This is a genomic window from Wolbachia endosymbiont (group B) of Aricia artaxerxes, assembly GCF_964026975.1.
GTDB lineage: Bacteria > Pseudomonadota > Alphaproteobacteria > Rickettsiales > Anaplasmataceae > Wolbachia.
This window is the reverse complement of the sequence record NZ_OZ034718.1, coordinates 565,428-582,220: the sequence shown is the minus strand read 5'-3', so window position 1 is coordinate 582,220 and position 16,793 is coordinate 565,428. Positions and strand designations below refer to the sequence as shown.

Genomic DNA, 16,793 nt, shown 5'->3' with positions numbered 1-16,793 from the left:
CGCTAAACTCATTAAAATACGGTATATACCAGTAAATTAATATTACAACTACCAAGGCTTACTAAATTTCTGTTTGCGTTATCTTTTCCACTTTTTTCTTACTGTTTTTCTTCTTGAATCTCTGAAAAAGTTTTACCAGCACCAGAAAGAATTGCTTCCCTACCTGTGTACACTTGCCAACGTTTTATGGTTACATCTACAAATTTTGAATCTAGCTCTATTGTCCTACAAATTCTTCCTGTTCTCTCACATGCAATCAGTGTACTTCCAGAACCGCTAAATGGATCAAGTACTATGTCTCCTGATCTGCTGCTGTTTACTATTGCTCTCTCCATTAGCTCTACTGGCTTCATTGTTGGGTGCAGTGAGTTATGTATTGGCTTATCATAAAACCACAGATCACTTTGATTTCTACCGCCATGCCACTCACGTTTATTGCCGCTTTTCCATCCATAAAGCATTGCTTCGTATTGTCTTTGATAATCTGATCTTCCTAGCGTAAAGTGATTCTTCGCCCAAATGATAAAAGTTGACCATTTTCCTCCCGCTTCCTCAAATGCTTTTTGCAACGTTGAAAACTCTGATGATGATGCACAGATGTAAATTGCACCTTTAGTATATGCTAAAATATGAGTACAAATATCATAGAGAAAAAGCTCATACTTTTCACCTTGATTATCGTTTAGTATCTTTTTATCCTCTCTTTCTTGACTGCTACCATAATCAACGTTATATGGAGGATCACAAACAGTAATGTCTGCCATTTTATCATCTAACAGCGCTTTATATGATTCAACTACAGAGCTATCACCACAATAGATTCGATGATCACCTAAAATCCATAGATCACCTGGTTTTGTTATTTCTACCTTTTTGTCATCACCAACCAAGTCAGAAAAATCTTCTTTTTCACTATCTAAATCATCAAGGAAATGTTGAACTTTTTCTAATTCAAATCCAGTCATTTTAAGATCAAACTGTAAATCTTCTAACTCTTGAATTTCTACTTTCAAAAGCTCATCATCCCACTTTGCCCAATTAGCTGATTGATTTGCCAGTAATCGAAAAGCTTTAGTTTGTGGTTCATTTAAATTATCACTTAAGACCACTGGTATACTTTCCATACCAAGTTTTCTTGCTGCTTTAAGTCTTAAATGACCATCAACCACAGTGCCATCACTTTTTGCAACTATTGGTATACGAAAGCCAAATTCTCGAATAGAAGCACACATTCTGTTGACCACATCGTCATTTTTACGTGGGTTACGCTCATATTCAACTAGGTTTCGAGTAGGATAGTAGTGGATTGCTAAATTCATATCTTAATAATTAAAAAGTTAATATTTAAAATATATCTGACGCTAGAGAAGGCCTGGGGTCGAACCCACCAAACCCGCCATTATGGCCGAAAGGACCCACTTTTCATGGGTTTTTTGTCTTATTAATATCTTTACTAATATAGAACATTAATGCCAAAGCATCGGCCTCATTATCATCTCTAGGTGAAAAACTTTTTTCACGTATCGCTTCAATAACTTCACTCTTACTTGCATTGCCTTTGCCTGTTATAAAGCGTTTTATAGTTTTAACATTAACACCTTGGTAGGGAATATTGTTCTCTTCACACCAAGCAGACAGAACTGCGAGAAAACCGCCATAGCAATGCGCTGCATCAGTTCCTAGATGTCTTCTTACTTCCTCAAAATACACTGCAGTGAACTCATGTTTCAAAGAATTAAGCCAATTGTGAAAACTTAAAAAACACATTCCACCTCCACTGAAACGGCTACCATGAAAGCTTTTGCTTCCACTTTCAATTACTCCATCTGTTAGAATTGCCCAGCCGGTTTGCTTGCCGAGATCTAGCGTTAAGATTGACGTACAAAAACTCCTTTGTGTAATTAAAGTTCAATGCCCTGTATAATATATATGTACGATGACTCGCAAATTCGTCCGCAATTTTGAAAAAAAATTAAAAAAAATTTCATATCCTGCCATTTGAGTTTTTTTCATCTTTACTTATCTTAATAACTATTTTACATAACTTATATTACGCCAATATTTATATTATTATATTATCATATATTATATTTTACCTGTATTTAAATATATATATAATATATATAAGACTTCAGTAATCCGTAAATCCTCTTCACTGGCCGATTTTAGCCACTTAACTTTAGAAACGGCTTTTAGGAATAGAACATAAAAAAGACAATATTATCAATAACTTAACGATCACTGCTTTCTGAAATACTAATTAGTAACTCAGAAATTAGGTACGAAATTGGTAGTTTTTTACCTATGAAAAAGTAGCTTCAGTAGTGTATCAAAACGTTTAAATCTTATTTTAACTTTTAAAGATTTTATTCTTTTAGATAAAAAAATTATTACTACTTTTTTATAATAAATTAGTCATACAAAGTCTTGGTAAAAATCTCTATTCATGAAACTTTTGGAGTTTTTATGAAGAATTCTTATCAAGGAATCGATTCTACAATTGTTAAACATGTGAGATTTCAAGCTTCGCGCCTTAAATCCAAAAGCTGTTTTATTAACGAAAGTCTCGAAGATATAGAACAAGAGCTTTTTTGTCAGGTTTGGCAATATCTTAACCAGCACGATGAGAAAAGAAGTAGTTTTAGTACTTTCGTTGCTAGATTAGCTAATTATTGTGCTCGCAATATGTTACGCAATCAGTTGTGTCTAAAACGTAATATAACTTTTGATGATATAAACGACGATATTCCAGATCATAGGAACTCGGAAATCGAAGCGATAATTCGCACTGATATAAATAATATAATTTCAACTTTGTCTGAAAAAGATAGTAATTTATGTCAATTACTTAAGGTATTTACTATTACTGAAGTTTCTGTAATAACCAAAATACCAAAGACAACTATCTATCGCACACTAGAACGAATACGCGATAAATTCTCAGTTTTAGAGAAGTTATAAGCTCTCGATTATATTTGCTCAAAATTTTTTTTTTGCAAATTGCGGACGAATTGCCTAGGTCATCGTACATATATATTTAGGTACTGGGAGAAAAATGAAAATAATGAACAGCAATGAACGGCTAAAAGTTCAAACAGGTATAAAAATGGTCATCTTTGGTCCTTATGGTATAGGTAAAACTAGTCTCTTAAAGACCATAAATGAACCAACACTTTGTCTTGATTTTGAGGCAGGTTTACTTGCTGTTCAAGATTGGCAAGGGGATTCTGTAAGTATTCGTACTTGGAATGAGGCAAGAGATATTGCATGTCTCATAGGTGGTCCTAATCCTGCGTTAAAATCTGACTCAGCATATAGCCAAAGACACTATGAGCATGTATCCAGTAAATACAAAGAGCTTGCTTCGGAGTTTCTCAAGTATCGATGTGTTTTTATCGATAGTATTACAGTAGCCTCGCGTTTATGTCTTTTATGGGCAAAAATGCAACCTGAAGCTTTTTCTGAAAGATCAGGAAAACAAGATATGAGAGCTGCTTACGGGTTACTTGCTCAAGAAATGATGGCTTGGCTCAATCAGTTTCAACATATTCCAAATAAAGACATCATTACAGTTGGAACTCTTGGACAATACCTCGATGATTTCAATCGCTCAACTTGGCTACCTCAATGTGAAGGAGCTAAAACTGCAAGTGAAATTCCAGGTATTGTTGATGAGGTAATCAGTATGGTTGGAATCAAGAAAGATGATAGTACAGAGGTTCGTTCATTTGTCTGTCAGACGATTAATTCTTGGGGATATCCTGCTAAAGATCGAAGTGGTTGCCTTAATATGGTTGAAGAACCGCATCTAGGAAAACTTCTTACAAAAATTAAAACTAAAGCTTTTGCAATTCAACCTGTCACGCCCAACATATAGGAGGTTATTATATGCTACAAAACTTTTTAACTATTGGTCAAAAAATTCCTTTTTTCAGTGTGAAAAAATACTTGGACGATCGATCGCCAATACCAGAGGATATAATCTCACCAAGAATTCTAACTAAAAGAGGTTTGTTAGTATTTGGTGGCCCTCCTAAGATTGGCAAAAGCGACTTTTTGATCTCTTGGCTTGTTTACATGGCTGCTGGTAGATCATTTCTCGGTATGACACCAAATAGACCTTTGAAAATCTTCTACATGCAAACTGAAATTGAATATGAATATATGAAAGAACGTTTGCAACAACTTGATAATGAACTTTTGAATGTAGCTGCTAACAACTTAATCATTACGCCAAAAGTGCACTTATCATTTAATCATGATGAAATAAGTGAAATTAAGGAGATTGTAAATGAACGCTTTAAACCTGATGTTTTGGCCATAGATCCATTACGTAACATCTTTAGCAGTGAATATGGAAATGAAAATGACAATAGTGCTATGCTGTTTTTTCTGCAAAAGACTCTTGAAAAGCTACGCAGTGCTGTCAATCCAGATGCTTGTATTGTACTTACTCATCATACAAAAAAATTATCAAAAAAGATGCTCGAAGAAGATCCATTCCAAGGCCTAAGTGGTGCTGGATCTTTACGTGGATTTTACAGTACTGGTATGGTGATGTTTGCTCATGATGAAGAAAGTAGTGTACGCCAGATAGTATTTGAGCTTCGTAATGGTGAACGCGTGCAAAATAAACTTGTCGATAAGATAAATGGTCATTGGCAGCTAATGGAATAGCTAATTTTCACTTTAAAGTCAACTTATAGGAGAGCGTATGCTACAAGATTTTTTAACTGATTTTAATAACGCGAAACTGCAAAGCAGTTTAATACCAAAAGGTACAATAGTCAAGGTAAAAATGGCAATAAAGCCTGGAGGTTATGAAAATTGGTTCACTAAAAACTACACTACTGGCAGTATCTATTTAAATGTAGAATTTACCGTCACTGAAGGCCCATATGCAAAACGCAAGATTTTTCAGATTATAGGTATCAAAAATGGCAAAGCAGAAGGTGAAGAAGACATCTGGGGAGAATCTGGACGTTCTATGCTGCGTAGTATTTTGGAATCATCCAGAAATATTCATGCAAATGACACTTCAGAGAAAGCAGTTACCGCTAGAAGAATAAACTCTATAGCTGATTTCAACGATTTAGAGTTTACAGTAAAAGTAGGCGTTGAAACTAATAATACATACGGAGATAGAAATAGGATTACTACAGTTATTACTCCAGAATTACAAAAAAGTTTTCAAGATGATTGGTTGCCATTTTGAAGTATGACGAAGGAAAGTTGTGGGCTGCTGTTATTACTAGAGCTATTCAGGATGCAGCAGGAAAAAACCCTAAACTTAAAAAAGAGGCTTGTCAATGGATTCGCTCACGATCTTTTGAAACTGTTTGTGAGCTGGCTAATCTTGACTTTAAACGTCTAAAAAATATGTTGAACAAATTTGGAATAAACAAGGAGAATTTTATGGATTTTTCATCTAAAAATGCTTTGAAAATAAAATCATTATTAATTAATAACATCAAAGATTGTTTATCTTATTTGTTACCTGAAGGCAAATCTTACCAAGATAAATTCTATATTGGCAGTAGAAATGGAAATAAGATAATAGTTGAAATGGAAGGAGAAAATGCAGGAAATTGGTACAACCTGATCGAAGAAAAGAAAGGAAATATAATAGACCTTTGGACTTTAGTTAAAGGTAATATAGATTCTGCTGAAACATGGTTGAACGGTAAAGATGAAAGAAGTTCCATATTACAAGAAAAACAAAACGAAGGAAAAGCATTTTCTGTAAACCATTACTTAAATGACAAATCACCAATGCCACAAGATATAATAGGCCCAAGAATTTTGACACCAGGTGGTCTTTTGGTCATAGGTGGTACTCCAAAGATTGGCAAAAGTCATTTTCTTCTTTCTCTATTAGTACATCTGGCAGCAGGAAGATCATTTCTTGGCATGAAGCCTACAAGACCGCTAAAAATATTCTATCTACAAAACGAAATGGAATATGATTACATTAGAGAACGTATACAACAACTCAACAAACTTCCTCATTTAGCAACAGAAAACTTAATTGTGACGAACAAGATGAATTTGACCTTAAATGAAGAAGGTATAGAAAAAATAAAAAATATGGTAGAGGAAAAGTTTGATTTAGTTGTGATTGATTCTCCTTATAATTCCGTTAACTATGGTCTGCAGCATGCAATAGAAAAACTACGTTCCAAGATTAATCCTATGGCTGGAATAATCATCACAAATCACACCAAAAAAGTACCTACCTCTATATTGGAAAAGAATCCATTTCAAGCTCTCGTTGGTGCTAACGCTTTAAGAAGTTTTTATACATCTGGAATAGTAATATTTCAACCCAATAAACGTACAAATATCTTACAAGTAGTATATGAACTTAGAAACGGTAGATCTATACCAACAAAATTCATCAATAAGATTAATGGATGTTGGAAATCTGCTAACGTTATAGCTAGAACATAAAAATTCTTCAGGTAGGTATGGATATTTATTGTTCACAAAGAAATGGACATTATAAATTATTAGGGAAGAAAGAACAGTTAAGAACTCAACTCCTATCAAATATAAGGTCATGTCTTTCTTATTTACTGCCAAGAGGAACTTTTCGTGGTGATAAGTTCTATGTAGGTGATCTACAAGGCAATAAAGGACAAAGTATGATAGTGGAGTTAACTGGCAGTAAAGCCGGATTATGGCATGATTTTTCTACCGAAGAAGGAGGAGATATTTTTGATCTTTGGGCTGCTGTTACTGGAAAAAATCAATTTACTGATACGATAGAAGATATTGCTAAGTGGATTGGTTATTCGGAAAAAAATAACACTCTGGGGCAACCAACGGCATCATGGAACTATTACGATGAAAGTGATCAAGTGATTGTTACAGTTTATCGTTATAACACTGATTCAGGAAAAAGATATCTTCCTTTTTATGTAAAAAGGTCTAGTTTTACTCTACCAGAGACCAGGCCTTTATATAATATTCCAGGTATCATGAAATCTGATAAGGTGATTTTAGTTGAAGGTGAAAAGTGTGCAGATGCTCTGATAGAGCAAGGTATGACTGCCACAACTGCAATGTTAGGAGCAAATGCACCAATAGAAAAAACAGACTGGTCACCACTTAAGGGTAAGCATGTTATTATTTGGCCAGACAATGATGAGCCAGGTAAACAATATGCTGAGAAAGTTGTGAAAAAGCTTACTTTTCTTGGTGTTTTATCACTTACTCTTCTTGAAATACCGGAGAATAAACCAAAAGGATGGGATTCAGCTGATGGTATAGAAGAAAAGATGAATATTCCTGAATTCATTGAAAATAACTCGAAAAAAATCATCGTTAAGCAATTTCTTAATATTCAAGAATGGAGTGTGGAACGTTTTATAGGTCCAGTACCAGAGCAAAAGTTTCTTGTTGAAGGGTTATTTCCTTTAGGAGTGACATCTATTCTAGCTGCAATGGGAGATACTGGTAAAGGTATGCTTCTGCTTGATTTAGCACTGAAAGTTGCGAGTAGAAAAGATCAGCCATGTGGTTTTGGTCCTTTAGTTACTGAACATGGATCTGTGGTAATTTTCTCAGCAGAAGATGATATGAGTGAAATACATCGTCGTTTAGAGCGTCTTGATTCGCAATGCGAAAGATTAAAATATAAAGATAGGCTCTTTATTGTACCATTACCAAATGTTAGTGGATCACTTACAATCATAAAGAGTGTTTCAGGTAAAGTTATAGAGACTTCTCCTGAATTTGAATCGATAACAAAACAACTTAATAAAATAAAAGACTTAAAATTAATCGTATTTGATCCACTTGCATCATTCGTGCATGCTGATTTAAATACTGACCCAGCCGTAGGCGATTATTTGATGTCTTTATTATCTGATTTAGCAGGTAGCACTGGAGCATCAATAATTACTGCCCATCATATGAGAAAGCCAAAAAGTGAAAAACCTATATCGACTGTTGAGCAAGCACGTGATGCCATTAGAGGTACATCTGCTCTTGTTAATGGTGTTAGGTGTTCATACGCTTTTTGGTCTGTGGAAGATACAGCTAAACTGACAATTTTTAAATCAATAGGAGAATCTGTAAGACAGAACGCATTATTTTATGGAGCAATTGTTAAAGCAAACGGTTTGGCTGATCGCACTTTACGCACTTATTTAAGAAATGAAGAAACAGGATTGTTAGAGGACATAACTGAAAGATTAAGAATAAAAAATATGAACGAAAAAGATTCAAAGCAGCATCTTATAACTGCAATTACACGAGCAGCAATTTCTGGACATCCATTTACCCATACAGGAAGTACAGGAGTGTATAAACAGCGGCATAGACTACCTGAGGAGTTTCACAGTATAGGAAGAGATAGAATGGAGCGTATAGTTCAAGAGCTGTTACAAGCACGGAAGCTGGTTAAGGGAATGGCTACTGGTTCAAAAGAAGATAAATGGCTTGACATTCCTAGCGGACCATTTGCTCGTGGTGTTGGAAAGTTTAGCTGTGGAGCTGAGCTATTCTCCTAAAAAATTTTTCTGATATAAAAAAATATTTTGATTTTTGCGGACGAATTTTGAAGTCATCGTACATATATAATATAGGAGACTTAATTAAAAATGTCAATTCTCACACAGTCAGGAAGAGCAGCAATAGCAGCAAGTATAAAAGAGCAGTCTCTACATCTTGCCTGGGGCAGTGGTGACTCAAATTGGGAAAGTAGCCATCAGGTCGAAAAAGTTTTTGTTGAGGGTGAAATAGCTCTAGATCACCACACTATTAAAGATGTAAGGGTTTTTACAGGACAAATAATTTATCAGCCAAGTATAGACTATACAGTTGATAGCAGTACTGGTGTAATAAAACTTACGGAAAATAGCTCTATCACGGCAAATAGTGCAGTTACTGTAGAATATACTCAAAGCACACCACCTGAACCTATAAATTCTATAAAGCTCTTGAATGAACTTGGCAGACGTACTGCAGATGAGGTTCTCTTTTGCACAGGTGATGAGAATGGAGAGCTTTTGACTCCAACAGGGAGGTTTAGGTCCTCAAATGTACCAACCAATAATTTGTACCTTAAATTTACTTTCGATTTCACGGATGCAGCAAATCAAGTGATAAGGGAACTAGGAGTTATGGTTGGTACAAGGGTAAAAGAAAAATTGCCTCCTGGACAAAGGTATTTTGAACCACAAGATATAGAAGACCCAGGGATCTTATTAGTTTTAGAACATACAGTACCGCTCATTAGGACTTCAGCAACCAGGGAAACTTTTTCGTTTGTAGTGACATTTTAGAAAAAGAGAAAAAAGATGACCTTAAATAGCTATTATAACCGCTTTAATCCTGACAAAGAATACGAAAAAAGCTTGTTTCTAGCAGGAAGAGGTCTACAGTCAGCAGAATTAAACGAGACGCAAGAATATGCTCTCTCTAAGCTTAAAGGCATAGGCGATGCAATATTTCGTGATGGCGATGTTATAACAGGAAGCAATTGTATTATAGATAGAGAAACTGGTAAAGTTACACTTGAGTCAGGAAAAATCTATCTTCGTGGAGCGGTGAGAAAAGTAGAGGCAAAAGAGTTTGTTATTCCACTGAGTACCACAGTGCGTATAGGTGTTTATTACGTAGAATCTACCATTACAGAACTTGAGGACGAAAATCTTCGTGATCCTGCTATTGGTACAAGAAACTATCAGGAAGTAGGAGCTGCAAGGCTTAAAGTTTCCACCATTTGGGGATACCAAGTAGAAAGTGTTACTGTTAACTCTACAAATGGCGAATTTTACCCAATTTACAATATTGAAAATGGAGTATTGATAGAACATTCACCGCCACCACAAGCAAATATAGTAACTACTGCTCTTGCTCGTTATGACAAAGAGGCAAATGGTTCCTACGTTGTAAATGGCCTTGAAGTAATGTTCCTGCAAAAGGAAGAGGGGGAAGGAGGAAAAAAAATATTTGTAATTAATGAGGGAAAAGCTCATGTTGATGGCTATGAGATTGAGTTACCTCACAGTATTCGCATTTCTTTTGATGAAGATCCAGATATAAAATCAGTTGAATCAGAACCACATACTTTTCAGCCAAATAGCCAAAGAGTAATGGAACTGAAGGTTAATGATTTTCCAATAAGTGAAATTAAAAAAGTAGATATAACTGTTCAAAAAACCATTACCATTACTCATGGTTCATATTCAGGAGGGCTTTGTTGCATAGCTAGTGTTGGTTGAGGTTATTGTAAGAAGAAAAGCTTTTTAATATATGGCTACTAACGAATTTTGTTGTAAAATAGGCATTTTTCAAACAAGTACAACTTATGCCACAAAAAATGAGAGTAAGTAACCAAAGAGAATATAACGAGTTTCTCAAAAAAAGAGGAAATGTTTTTCATTTTGTTAATCAAGCCATAGAAAATTGGTATGAAAATAGTCCAAAAGTTGCAGGTGGCAATAACACTTATAGTGATAAAGTTGTAATTTTAATACACATAATAGTTCATCTTTTTAGAATTGGCTTGAGACAAGCTGTAGGTTTTGTAAAAGGTTATATGGTACAAATAGGCAAAAAACTTAAGATTATCAGCTATACACAAGCTTCCAGAAGATTTAAAAAGCTTAATTTGAAGATTGATGACCATAGAAGCAATAAAGATGATCTGGAAAATGTTGAAATTGCCGTAGATAGCACTAGAGTTAGTATCTACAATAATAACGGTGGGCATAGTAAGCTTAATATTCGAAAAAGAAAATACAGTGGTTATGGTCAAGTAAGAAAATTACATGTTGTTTTAAACATAAATGATAAGAAAGCAATAAGCATGAACTACACTAGTGGTGTTGCTGTAGACTATTTGCCGGTCTGCGATATGTTAGAAGAAGTCAGTGATAAATATAACATTTGTTCTATTCGAGCAGATGCGGCTTATGATATAAAAAGTGTGTATAAAGAATGCAGAAAATACAATATTGTGCCTATTATTCGCCCTAGGAAGGATACTAAAATTTGTTTAGCTGACTACTTATCAGAAAGAAACAAGTATATTAGTAGAATTAGGTCATATGAGAATTATGAAGATGGTATTAATGAATGGAAGAAAAAAGTTAAGTATGGAGCACGGTCTTATATTGAAGTCTTTTTCTATAGGTTGAAGCAAATATTTGGGTTTGGCTTGAAAAATAAATCAGAGGTAAATCGTGAAAAAGAGCTGTTAATTAAGTGCTACTTATTGAACAAATTTACTGATATAGGTATGGCTGAATTTAAATTAGCTGCGTAAATTCACTGTGATTTACATGCCTATCAGTGCTATGCAACAAAGCCATTCAGGAGCTGTTGATCCAATACCTGACTCTGCAGTACTTGAAATTATTCAAATTAAACAAGGTAATGTTATTTATGAAAATAGTGTAGATTATAAACTAAACGCAGGAAATATTGATTGGTCATTACCCGGCAAAGAACCAGCTCCTGGAAGTAGTTATCAAATAACTTACCGCTGTCGCACTCATGTAAGTCCTGAAGATATAAGTGAGCAGGGGTGTAAAGTAAAAGGAGCAGTTGATAACAGCTTGGTTTTGATTGATTATACCTGGAAAATGCCCCGCTTTGATTTAATTACTATCGATAGCAAAGGGGTGGTAAGGAGAATAAAAGGAATTTCCCATTCTTGGCGACCATCGATGCCTAAAGCGCCCTCTGGACAACTTTTGCTCTGCTACATTCATCAGACGTGGAAGAAAGGCGAAGGGGTAAAAATAGTGAATAATGCTATTCATGCTGTACCGATGAATGAGCTTGAAGCAATGAAAAAAGGAATAAATGATCTTTATGCGCTGGTTGCAGAGGAACGTTTACGCAGTGATGCAAATTCAAGAGAACCTACAACGAAAAAAGGAGTATTTGTTGATTCGTTCTTCGATGATGATATGCGTGATCAAGGAATTTCGCAGTCTGCAGCGATAGTAAACAAGGAATTAATTTTACCAATAGATGTAACGATTGCTGATATTGATGGAGGAGAAAAAACTTATTTGTTGCCGTATGAACTTGAACCGGTACTGGAGCAGCTTTTACAGACTACAGGAGAAAAAATTAATCCGTATCAAGCCTTTGATCCAGTACCAGCACAAATTACTTTAAATAAAAATATTGATCACTGGACGGAGGTAAAAACAAATTGGAAAAGTCCAGTAACCAGAGTATTTAATGTTAAAGAAACAACAGAGCTGCTGTCAAGTACCTCATACGAAACTGAATTTATGCGAGAAGCAACTCAAAATTTTGAGATTGAGGGTTTTGCAACTGGTGAAAAGCTTAAGGAATTAAAGTTTGATGGAATTTTTATTCAACCTCAAGCATAGAAAATATTTGAAAGAAAAACATGATCGCAACATTTATTGCTGATAACAGAGGAAAAATAAAAGGAAGATTTACTGTACCAAGAAACATTCCTGCTGGAACTAAGTTAGTGCAGTTCTTCGGTGATAAAGGCAGTTATGGAGAAGCAACTTATACTGGTAAAAAAACAATTACCATAGAGGAAAGAAGAAGAGTTATCGCGGCAAGAAGAGTTGATCCTTTAGCGCAAACATTTACTCTAAATGAAAGTAGGCACATAGGAGGCGTGGAACTATGGTTTGTAAATAAAGGCAAAAAACGTGTTGTTGTGCAGATTAGAGAAACAGCAGTGGGAATGCCCTCGCAGACTGTCATTGCTGAAAGTTATATTGAGCCAAGAGATATAAAGGTGGATGGCACAGCAACACGTATTACTTGGTCACCAGTGTTTTGCCATGCAGGACGAGAGTATGCAATAGTACTGCTTACTGATGATCAGGGTACTGCAGTAAAAATAGCAGAACTTGGCAAATATGATGCAGTAAATAGCCGTTGGGTAACGAGTCAGCCATATCAAGTAGGAGTATTACTCTCATCTAGCAACGCAAGTACTTGGACTCCACATCAGAACTTAGATTTAACGTTTCGGCTTTTGGCTGCAAAATTTAGCGAAGTTTCTCACATTATTGATCTTGGCAAGGTTACTGCAAATAACGTATCAGATTTAATTGTTTTGACGAACGTCGAAAAAGTAGCATTTGATACCAATGTAGAATTTATTTTAACAGATGAAGAAGGAAAAGAAAATTTTTTGTCTGATAATTTGCCGCTCGCACTGCGTGAAAGAATAAATGGGGAATTAACGGTAAAAGCAAGCTTAAAAGGAGGGCGAGAAAAAAGTCCAGTTCTTTATCCTGGGTTACAGTTAGTTCTGGGTAATCTTTCAGAGTTCGGAGATTATGTTACAAGAAGCATTACAGCAGGAGCTAACACTAAGATTACCATAACATATGATGCGCTGATACCTGGCACTGCAGATGTTAAAGCATATGTGCAAAAAAATGTGGATTGGCAATTAGTAAATTTAACATCAGGAAAACCAATTGGAGAAAATTGGGTAGAGAGAACTCATGTGCTGACAAACTTTAATGGCAATGAGACAAGGATAAAATTAGTTTTAAGTGGAACGGTTGTCTATCGGCCAAAGGTAAAAAACTTGCGGATTGTTATAACGTAAAAAAATGCCAAATAATGAAACGAGGCGCGGATATCCTTTACCACATCCAGAGAATATTGCTGTGCAAGATGTGGTACGTATTCGCAAAGCGGTAGAAAAAATAGATGAAGATATGAGTGAGAGGGAAAGTAAACACAACGATCTTCAAAAAGCATTTGAACGACTGAATTTTGAGAATTTTTTGAATTTTTGGAGTAATAACAGATGACTATCGCCAAAGAAGTAGTTTATGCATTGCATCAGAGACTGAAAGATCTATCTGTAAATGCTACCCCTGATCAACTCGCCTATCTCGCAAAATCTCTAGAGTCTATTGCTGGGCAAAGTACAGTACTTGATATTGTACAGATGACTGACATAAAATTAAAAGAACTTCTTGACAGTAGCACAAGTCATTTAAATAAATTAGATAGTAGTAAAAACAATGCATTAGCAGCAATCTCTGAATTAGAAGGAAAGTCATTAAAGAAAATAGATGAAAAAGGAATTACAAATTTATCACTACTTGATAGCAGAAAAGATTCACATGTTGCCACCATCAATAATGCCGGAGATCTAAATAGCATAAGAAACACATTAAATAGCCTTAAAGCCATAAGCGATATACCAACTGGTTCATCAGTTATGAAAGAAATAAAAACTAGAGAAGACCAATTAAAAATCCTTACAACTAAATTTAACTCGATTAATGATGTGCCAAATGGGTCATCAATTATAAAAGAGATAAGAAAGCGCAATATGGTTGAACCTGAATCATTACCTTTTCTGTTTGGCATTCTTAATCGATATAATGACTATGGTTGGTCTGATGATAATGGCTATTTCAAAACAGAATTAGGGCAGTGGTATAAAGATACAGCAAAAACCGACTATATGCTGCAGCTCCTTGCAGGTAGTAATACTTATGATTGTACGTATTCTAGTTTTTATCATCCACCACAGTTGTACTTCTTACAAGGAAGTAACGGTAAATTTCTGTACAGAAAAGCATTTTTACGTCGTAGTCACAGCTCAGATCAATACAGTTACCCATATGCACTACTTGGAGTAATATTTGTAAAAAACACTACAAACAGCGATAAAACACGAACGCTTCATTTTAGTGGTTCATCACGTTGGAGTTCAGGATATGAAGGAGCAGGGTTATTCGTAGGAACACCTAGTCACGTTAATACTAATAAATCGGCAATCTCAGGAATAACTTGGACAAATATTTACAACTACTCAACTAATTCTGCAGTATTTAGTAGTTCAAATAATATTACTGTGCCAGCAAATAAGACAGTAGCAATTTTATTTTACGCATCGCCATATTTTTACACATCTGATTATCACCATTACAGTTGGTTTATGAGGTGGAGTATTTATAACTTTCGGAGCAATTTTTTAACTACAGGGCTTGAGATAGATGTAGAGAGAACGCTAAGGGCTTGGCAATGTCCAGGATTATCTAACACGCATGAGATTTGGAGGTAACAAACAATGTCTATCTACATTAGATTTGAAAATGATAAACAAGTAGAAACAACAATACTTGAAAGCAAGCCAAAAGGTAAAAATTGGTATGAAGCGCCAAAAGATTTTGATTGGCAAAAAAGCTATTGTTTAACAGAAGGAGGAGAAATTGCTCAGCGGAATCAAGAAGATATTGAATTGGAGTTATTGCAAAATGCGAAATTTTCTGCACTTTCTAATCTTCGTGCTTATTATGATAACTATACTAACCAATACACAGGACATTCTCACCAGAAGTCTAAGTCGTATGCGATACAAGCGAAAGCCGCAAAAAGCATTCTAGCAGCACCAGAATCTATAGATGAAAAGGATAAAGAAATTATAGAACCTTTAGCAAAAGTCCGTGGTATTACAGTTATCGAAATGGCAAGGATAATCGAGGAAAAAGTGAAAAAAGCAGTAAAAGCGATAGTGAAATGCGAGGAGTTGGAAGACATGGCGAAGAGGAAAATTGAAGAAGCTAAAAGTGAAGTAGAGCTACAGGCTTTGCTCAATGATTTTAAACAAAGAATGCAAAAAAAATGACAGAGCAATTTTTACATGGTGTAAATGTTATTGAGGTAACCTCAGGGGCCAAGGTAGTACGCACAGCTAAATCATCAGTGATAGGTGTAATTGGTACTGCACCTGAAGCAGATGGGCAAAAATTTCCACTGAATAAGCCAGTACTGATAGCAGGAAGCTTAAAAGAAGCGGTAAAACTTGGCAAAAAGGGGACTCTTTTTTCAGCAGTAAATGGAGTATTTTCCCAAATTGGTGCAACAGTAGTAGTTATTCGAGTTGAAGAAAGTGATCCAAAATTAAAAGAAGAAGAGACGCTGAAGAATATAATTGGCGGTGTTGATGAGGAAACCGGAGAATATCAGGGAATTGAGGCATTTCTCAGCAGTGAAAGCATAGTTCATGTTGCGCCAAGAATATTAATTGCACCTCAGTTTACTCACCAACTACCAGAAGATGGCAAAAATCCAGTGGTTGCAGCATTAATTCCTATAGCAGAAAAGCTGAGAAGCATAATAGTAGCAGATGGACCAAATACTAATGATGAAGAAGCAATAAAATGGAGAAAAAGTGTAGGCAGCTCAAGAGTTTACGTGGTTGACCCATGGATTAAGTTATTTATTGAAGGAAAAGAAGAAATCTTGCCATCGAGTCCATTTGTAGCTGGTTTAATAGCTAAGATAGACAGCGAGCAAGGCTTCTGGCACTCACCTTCAAATAAAGAAATAAACGGTATTGTTGGAACAAGCAGGCCTATTGATTTTACTCTCGGTAATACAAATTGCAGAGCAAACCACTTAAATGAAAATGAAGTAACAACGATAATTCATCAAAATGGCTATAGGCTTTGGGGAAATAGAACATGTTCAAATGACTCAAAATGGGCTTTTTTGTCAGTGAGAAGGACTGCAGATTTAATTAATGATAGTTTACTTCGAGCTCATCTCTGGGCAGTTGATCGAAATATCACCAAAACTTATATAGATGATGTAATTGAGGGGGTGAATTCTTATCTTGCAAGTTTAAAAGCACAAGGAGCAATTATTAGCGGAAAATGTTATACAACACCAGAGCTCAATACACCGGCAAATATTGCAAGCGGGAAAGTATATTTTGATTTCGAATTTACACCACCATATCCGGCTGAGCAAATAATATTCAGGTCTCATCTTGTAAATAATAGTATAATAAGTTAGGAGCA

General features: G+C 35.3%; 15 protein-coding genes and 2 pseudogenes. 15 read left to right on the top strand and 2 right to left on the bottom strand.

The window, feature by feature from the left end:
- Positions 1 to 98: 98 nt before the first annotated feature.
- Together AAGE00_RS02655 and AAGE00_RS02650 are read right to left on the bottom strand one after the other, a co-directional pair.
- Complete coding sequence (locus AAGE00_RS02655) at positions 99 to 1,319, bottom strand: DNA modification methylase (RefSeq protein ID WP_253303060.1); 1,221 nt, start codon at positions 1,317 to 1,319, stop codon at positions 99 to 101.
- A 103-nt stretch (positions 1,320 to 1,422) separates the two neighbouring features.
- Positions 1,423 to 1,875: a crossover junction endodeoxyribonuclease RuvC gene (locus AAGE00_RS02650; RefSeq protein WP_226079873.1), complete on the bottom strand. Its 453-nt coding sequence runs from the start codon at positions 1,873 to 1,875 to the stop codon at positions 1,423 to 1,425.
- A 591-nt stretch (positions 1,876 to 2,466) separates the two neighbouring features.
- Between AAGE00_RS02650 and AAGE00_RS02645 the strand changes: the two genes are divergently transcribed.
- The 15 genes and pseudogenes from AAGE00_RS02645 (at position 2,467) to AAGE00_RS02575 (ending at position 16,788) form a co-directional block, all read left to right on the top strand.
- Positions 2,467 to 2,961 carry a sigma-70 family RNA polymerase sigma factor gene (locus AAGE00_RS02645; protein WP_019236463.1) on the top strand — a complete coding sequence of 165 codons (495 nt, stop codon included), beginning with the start codon at positions 2,467 to 2,469 and terminating at the stop codon, positions 2,959 to 2,961.
- Between the two features lie 94 nt (positions 2,962 to 3,055).
- Positions 3,056 to 3,877, top strand: a complete 822-nt coding sequence (locus AAGE00_RS02640) for an ATP-binding protein (RefSeq protein ID WP_264376933.1) — start codon at positions 3,056 to 3,058, stop codon at positions 3,875 to 3,877.
- A gap of 11 nt (positions 3,878 to 3,888) precedes the next feature.
- A complete protein-coding gene (locus AAGE00_RS02635) occupies positions 3,889 to 4,677 on the top strand; it encodes an AAA family ATPase (protein ID WP_341815337.1) in 789 nt (262 codons plus the stop codon).
- Positions 4,678 to 4,714: 37 nt separating this feature from the next.
- Positions 4,715 to 5,215: a hypothetical protein gene (locus tag AAGE00_RS02630; protein WP_264375362.1), complete on the top strand. Its 501-nt coding sequence runs from the start codon at positions 4,715 to 4,717 to the stop codon at positions 5,213 to 5,215.
- Complete coding sequence (locus AAGE00_RS02625; protein ID WP_264376934.1) at positions 5,212 to 6,450, top strand: AAA family ATPase; 1,239 nt, start codon at positions 5,212 to 5,214, stop codon at positions 6,448 to 6,450. Before AAGE00_RS02630 ends, AAGE00_RS02625 begins: the two co-directional genes overlap by 4 nt.
- 17 nt (positions 6,451 to 6,467) lie before the next feature.
- On the top strand, positions 6,468 to 8,516 hold the full coding sequence (locus AAGE00_RS02620; protein ID WP_341815336.1) for an AAA family ATPase: 2,049 nt from the start codon (positions 6,468 to 6,470) through the stop codon (positions 8,514 to 8,516).
- A gap of 90 nt (positions 8,517 to 8,606) precedes the next feature.
- Positions 8,607 to 9,290: a hypothetical protein gene (locus AAGE00_RS02615; RefSeq protein ID WP_108784542.1), complete on the top strand. Its 684-nt coding sequence runs from the start codon at positions 8,607 to 8,609 to the stop codon at positions 9,288 to 9,290.
- Positions 9,291 to 9,305: 15 nt separating this feature from the next.
- Positions 9,306 to 10,208, top strand: a pseudogene (locus tag AAGE00_RS02610) (DUF4815 domain-containing protein); the annotation flags it as partial.
- A 110-nt stretch (positions 10,209 to 10,318) separates the two neighbouring features.
- Positions 10,319 to 11,278 (top strand): IS5 family transposase, encoded by a 960-nt coding sequence (locus tag AAGE00_RS02605; RefSeq protein ID WP_341815149.1) that lies wholly within the window; start codon positions 10,319 to 10,321, stop codon positions 11,276 to 11,278.
- A 40-nt stretch (positions 11,279 to 11,318) separates the two neighbouring features.
- Positions 11,319 to 12,362: pseudogene (locus AAGE00_RS02600) on the top strand (DUF4815 domain-containing protein); the annotation flags it as partial.
- Between the two features lie 20 nt (positions 12,363 to 12,382).
- The gene (locus AAGE00_RS02595) at positions 12,383 to 13,576 is read left to right on the top strand and encodes a hypothetical protein (RefSeq protein ID WP_264376935.1); all 1,194 of its coding nucleotides are present in this window, start codon (positions 12,383 to 12,385) and stop codon (positions 13,574 to 13,576) included.
- Positions 13,577 to 13,580: 4 nt separating this feature from the next.
- The gene (locus AAGE00_RS02590; protein WP_108784583.1) at positions 13,581 to 13,784 is read left to right on the top strand and encodes a hypothetical protein; all 204 of its coding nucleotides are present in this window, start codon (positions 13,581 to 13,583) and stop codon (positions 13,782 to 13,784) included.
- The gene (locus AAGE00_RS02585; protein WP_264376936.1) at positions 13,781 to 15,052 is read left to right on the top strand and encodes a hypothetical protein; all 1,272 of its coding nucleotides are present in this window, start codon (positions 13,781 to 13,783) and stop codon (positions 15,050 to 15,052) included. The genes AAGE00_RS02590 and AAGE00_RS02585 overlap by 4 nt, the downstream gene beginning before the upstream one ends.
- Positions 15,053 to 15,058: 6 nt before the next feature.
- Positions 15,059 to 15,616 (top strand): hypothetical protein, encoded by a 558-nt coding sequence (locus AAGE00_RS02580; RefSeq protein WP_264376937.1) that lies wholly within the window; start codon positions 15,059 to 15,061, stop codon positions 15,614 to 15,616.
- A complete protein-coding gene (locus tag AAGE00_RS02575; protein WP_264376938.1) occupies positions 15,613 to 16,788 on the top strand; it encodes a phage tail sheath subtilisin-like domain-containing protein in 1,176 nt (391 codons plus the stop codon). The genes AAGE00_RS02580 and AAGE00_RS02575 overlap by 4 nt, the downstream gene beginning before the upstream one ends.
- Positions 16,789 to 16,793 lie beyond the last annotated feature (5 nt).

What these genes read in the sequence shown, in the direction of transcription:
- AAGE00_RS02640 (WP_264376933.1), top strand. Translation starts at nt 3,056, where the DNA reads ATGAAAATAATGAACAGCAATGAACGGCTAAAAGTTCAAACAGGTATA.
- AAGE00_RS02590 (WP_108784583.1), top strand. Translation starts at nt 13,581, where the DNA reads ATGCCAAATAATGAAACGAGGCGCGGATATCCTTTACCACATCCAGAG.
- AAGE00_RS02655 (WP_253303060.1), bottom strand. Translation starts at nt 1,319, where the DNA reads ATGAATTTAGCAATCCACTACTATCCTACTCGAAACCTAGTTGAATAT.
- AAGE00_RS02620 (WP_341815336.1), top strand. Translation starts at nt 6,468, where the DNA reads ATGGATATTTATTGTTCACAAAGAAATGGACATTATAAATTATTAGGG.
- AAGE00_RS02575 (WP_264376938.1), top strand. Translation starts at nt 15,613, where the DNA reads ATGACAGAGCAATTTTTACATGGTGTAAATGTTATTGAGGTAACCTCA.
- AAGE00_RS02635 (WP_341815337.1), top strand. Translation starts at nt 3,889, where the DNA reads ATGCTACAAAACTTTTTAACTATTGGTCAAAAAATTCCTTTTTTCAGT.
- AAGE00_RS02595 (WP_264376935.1), top strand. Translation starts at nt 12,383, where the DNA reads ATGATCGCAACATTTATTGCTGATAACAGAGGAAAAATAAAAGGAAGA.
- AAGE00_RS02580 (WP_264376937.1), top strand. Translation starts at nt 15,059, where the DNA reads ATGTCTATCTACATTAGATTTGAAAATGATAAACAAGTAGAAACAACA.
- AAGE00_RS02605 (WP_341815149.1), top strand. Translation starts at nt 10,319, where the DNA reads ATGCCACAAAAAATGAGAGTAAGTAACCAAAGAGAATATAACGAGTTT.
- AAGE00_RS02645 (WP_019236463.1), top strand. Translation starts at nt 2,467, where the DNA reads ATGAAGAATTCTTATCAAGGAATCGATTCTACAATTGTTAAACATGTG.
- AAGE00_RS02615 (WP_108784542.1), top strand. Translation starts at nt 8,607, where the DNA reads ATGTCAATTCTCACACAGTCAGGAAGAGCAGCAATAGCAGCAAGTATA.
- AAGE00_RS02630 (WP_264375362.1), top strand. Translation starts at nt 4,715, where the DNA reads ATGCTACAAGATTTTTTAACTGATTTTAATAACGCGAAACTGCAAAGC.
- AAGE00_RS02585 (WP_264376936.1), top strand. Translation starts at nt 13,781, where the DNA reads ATGACTATCGCCAAAGAAGTAGTTTATGCATTGCATCAGAGACTGAAA.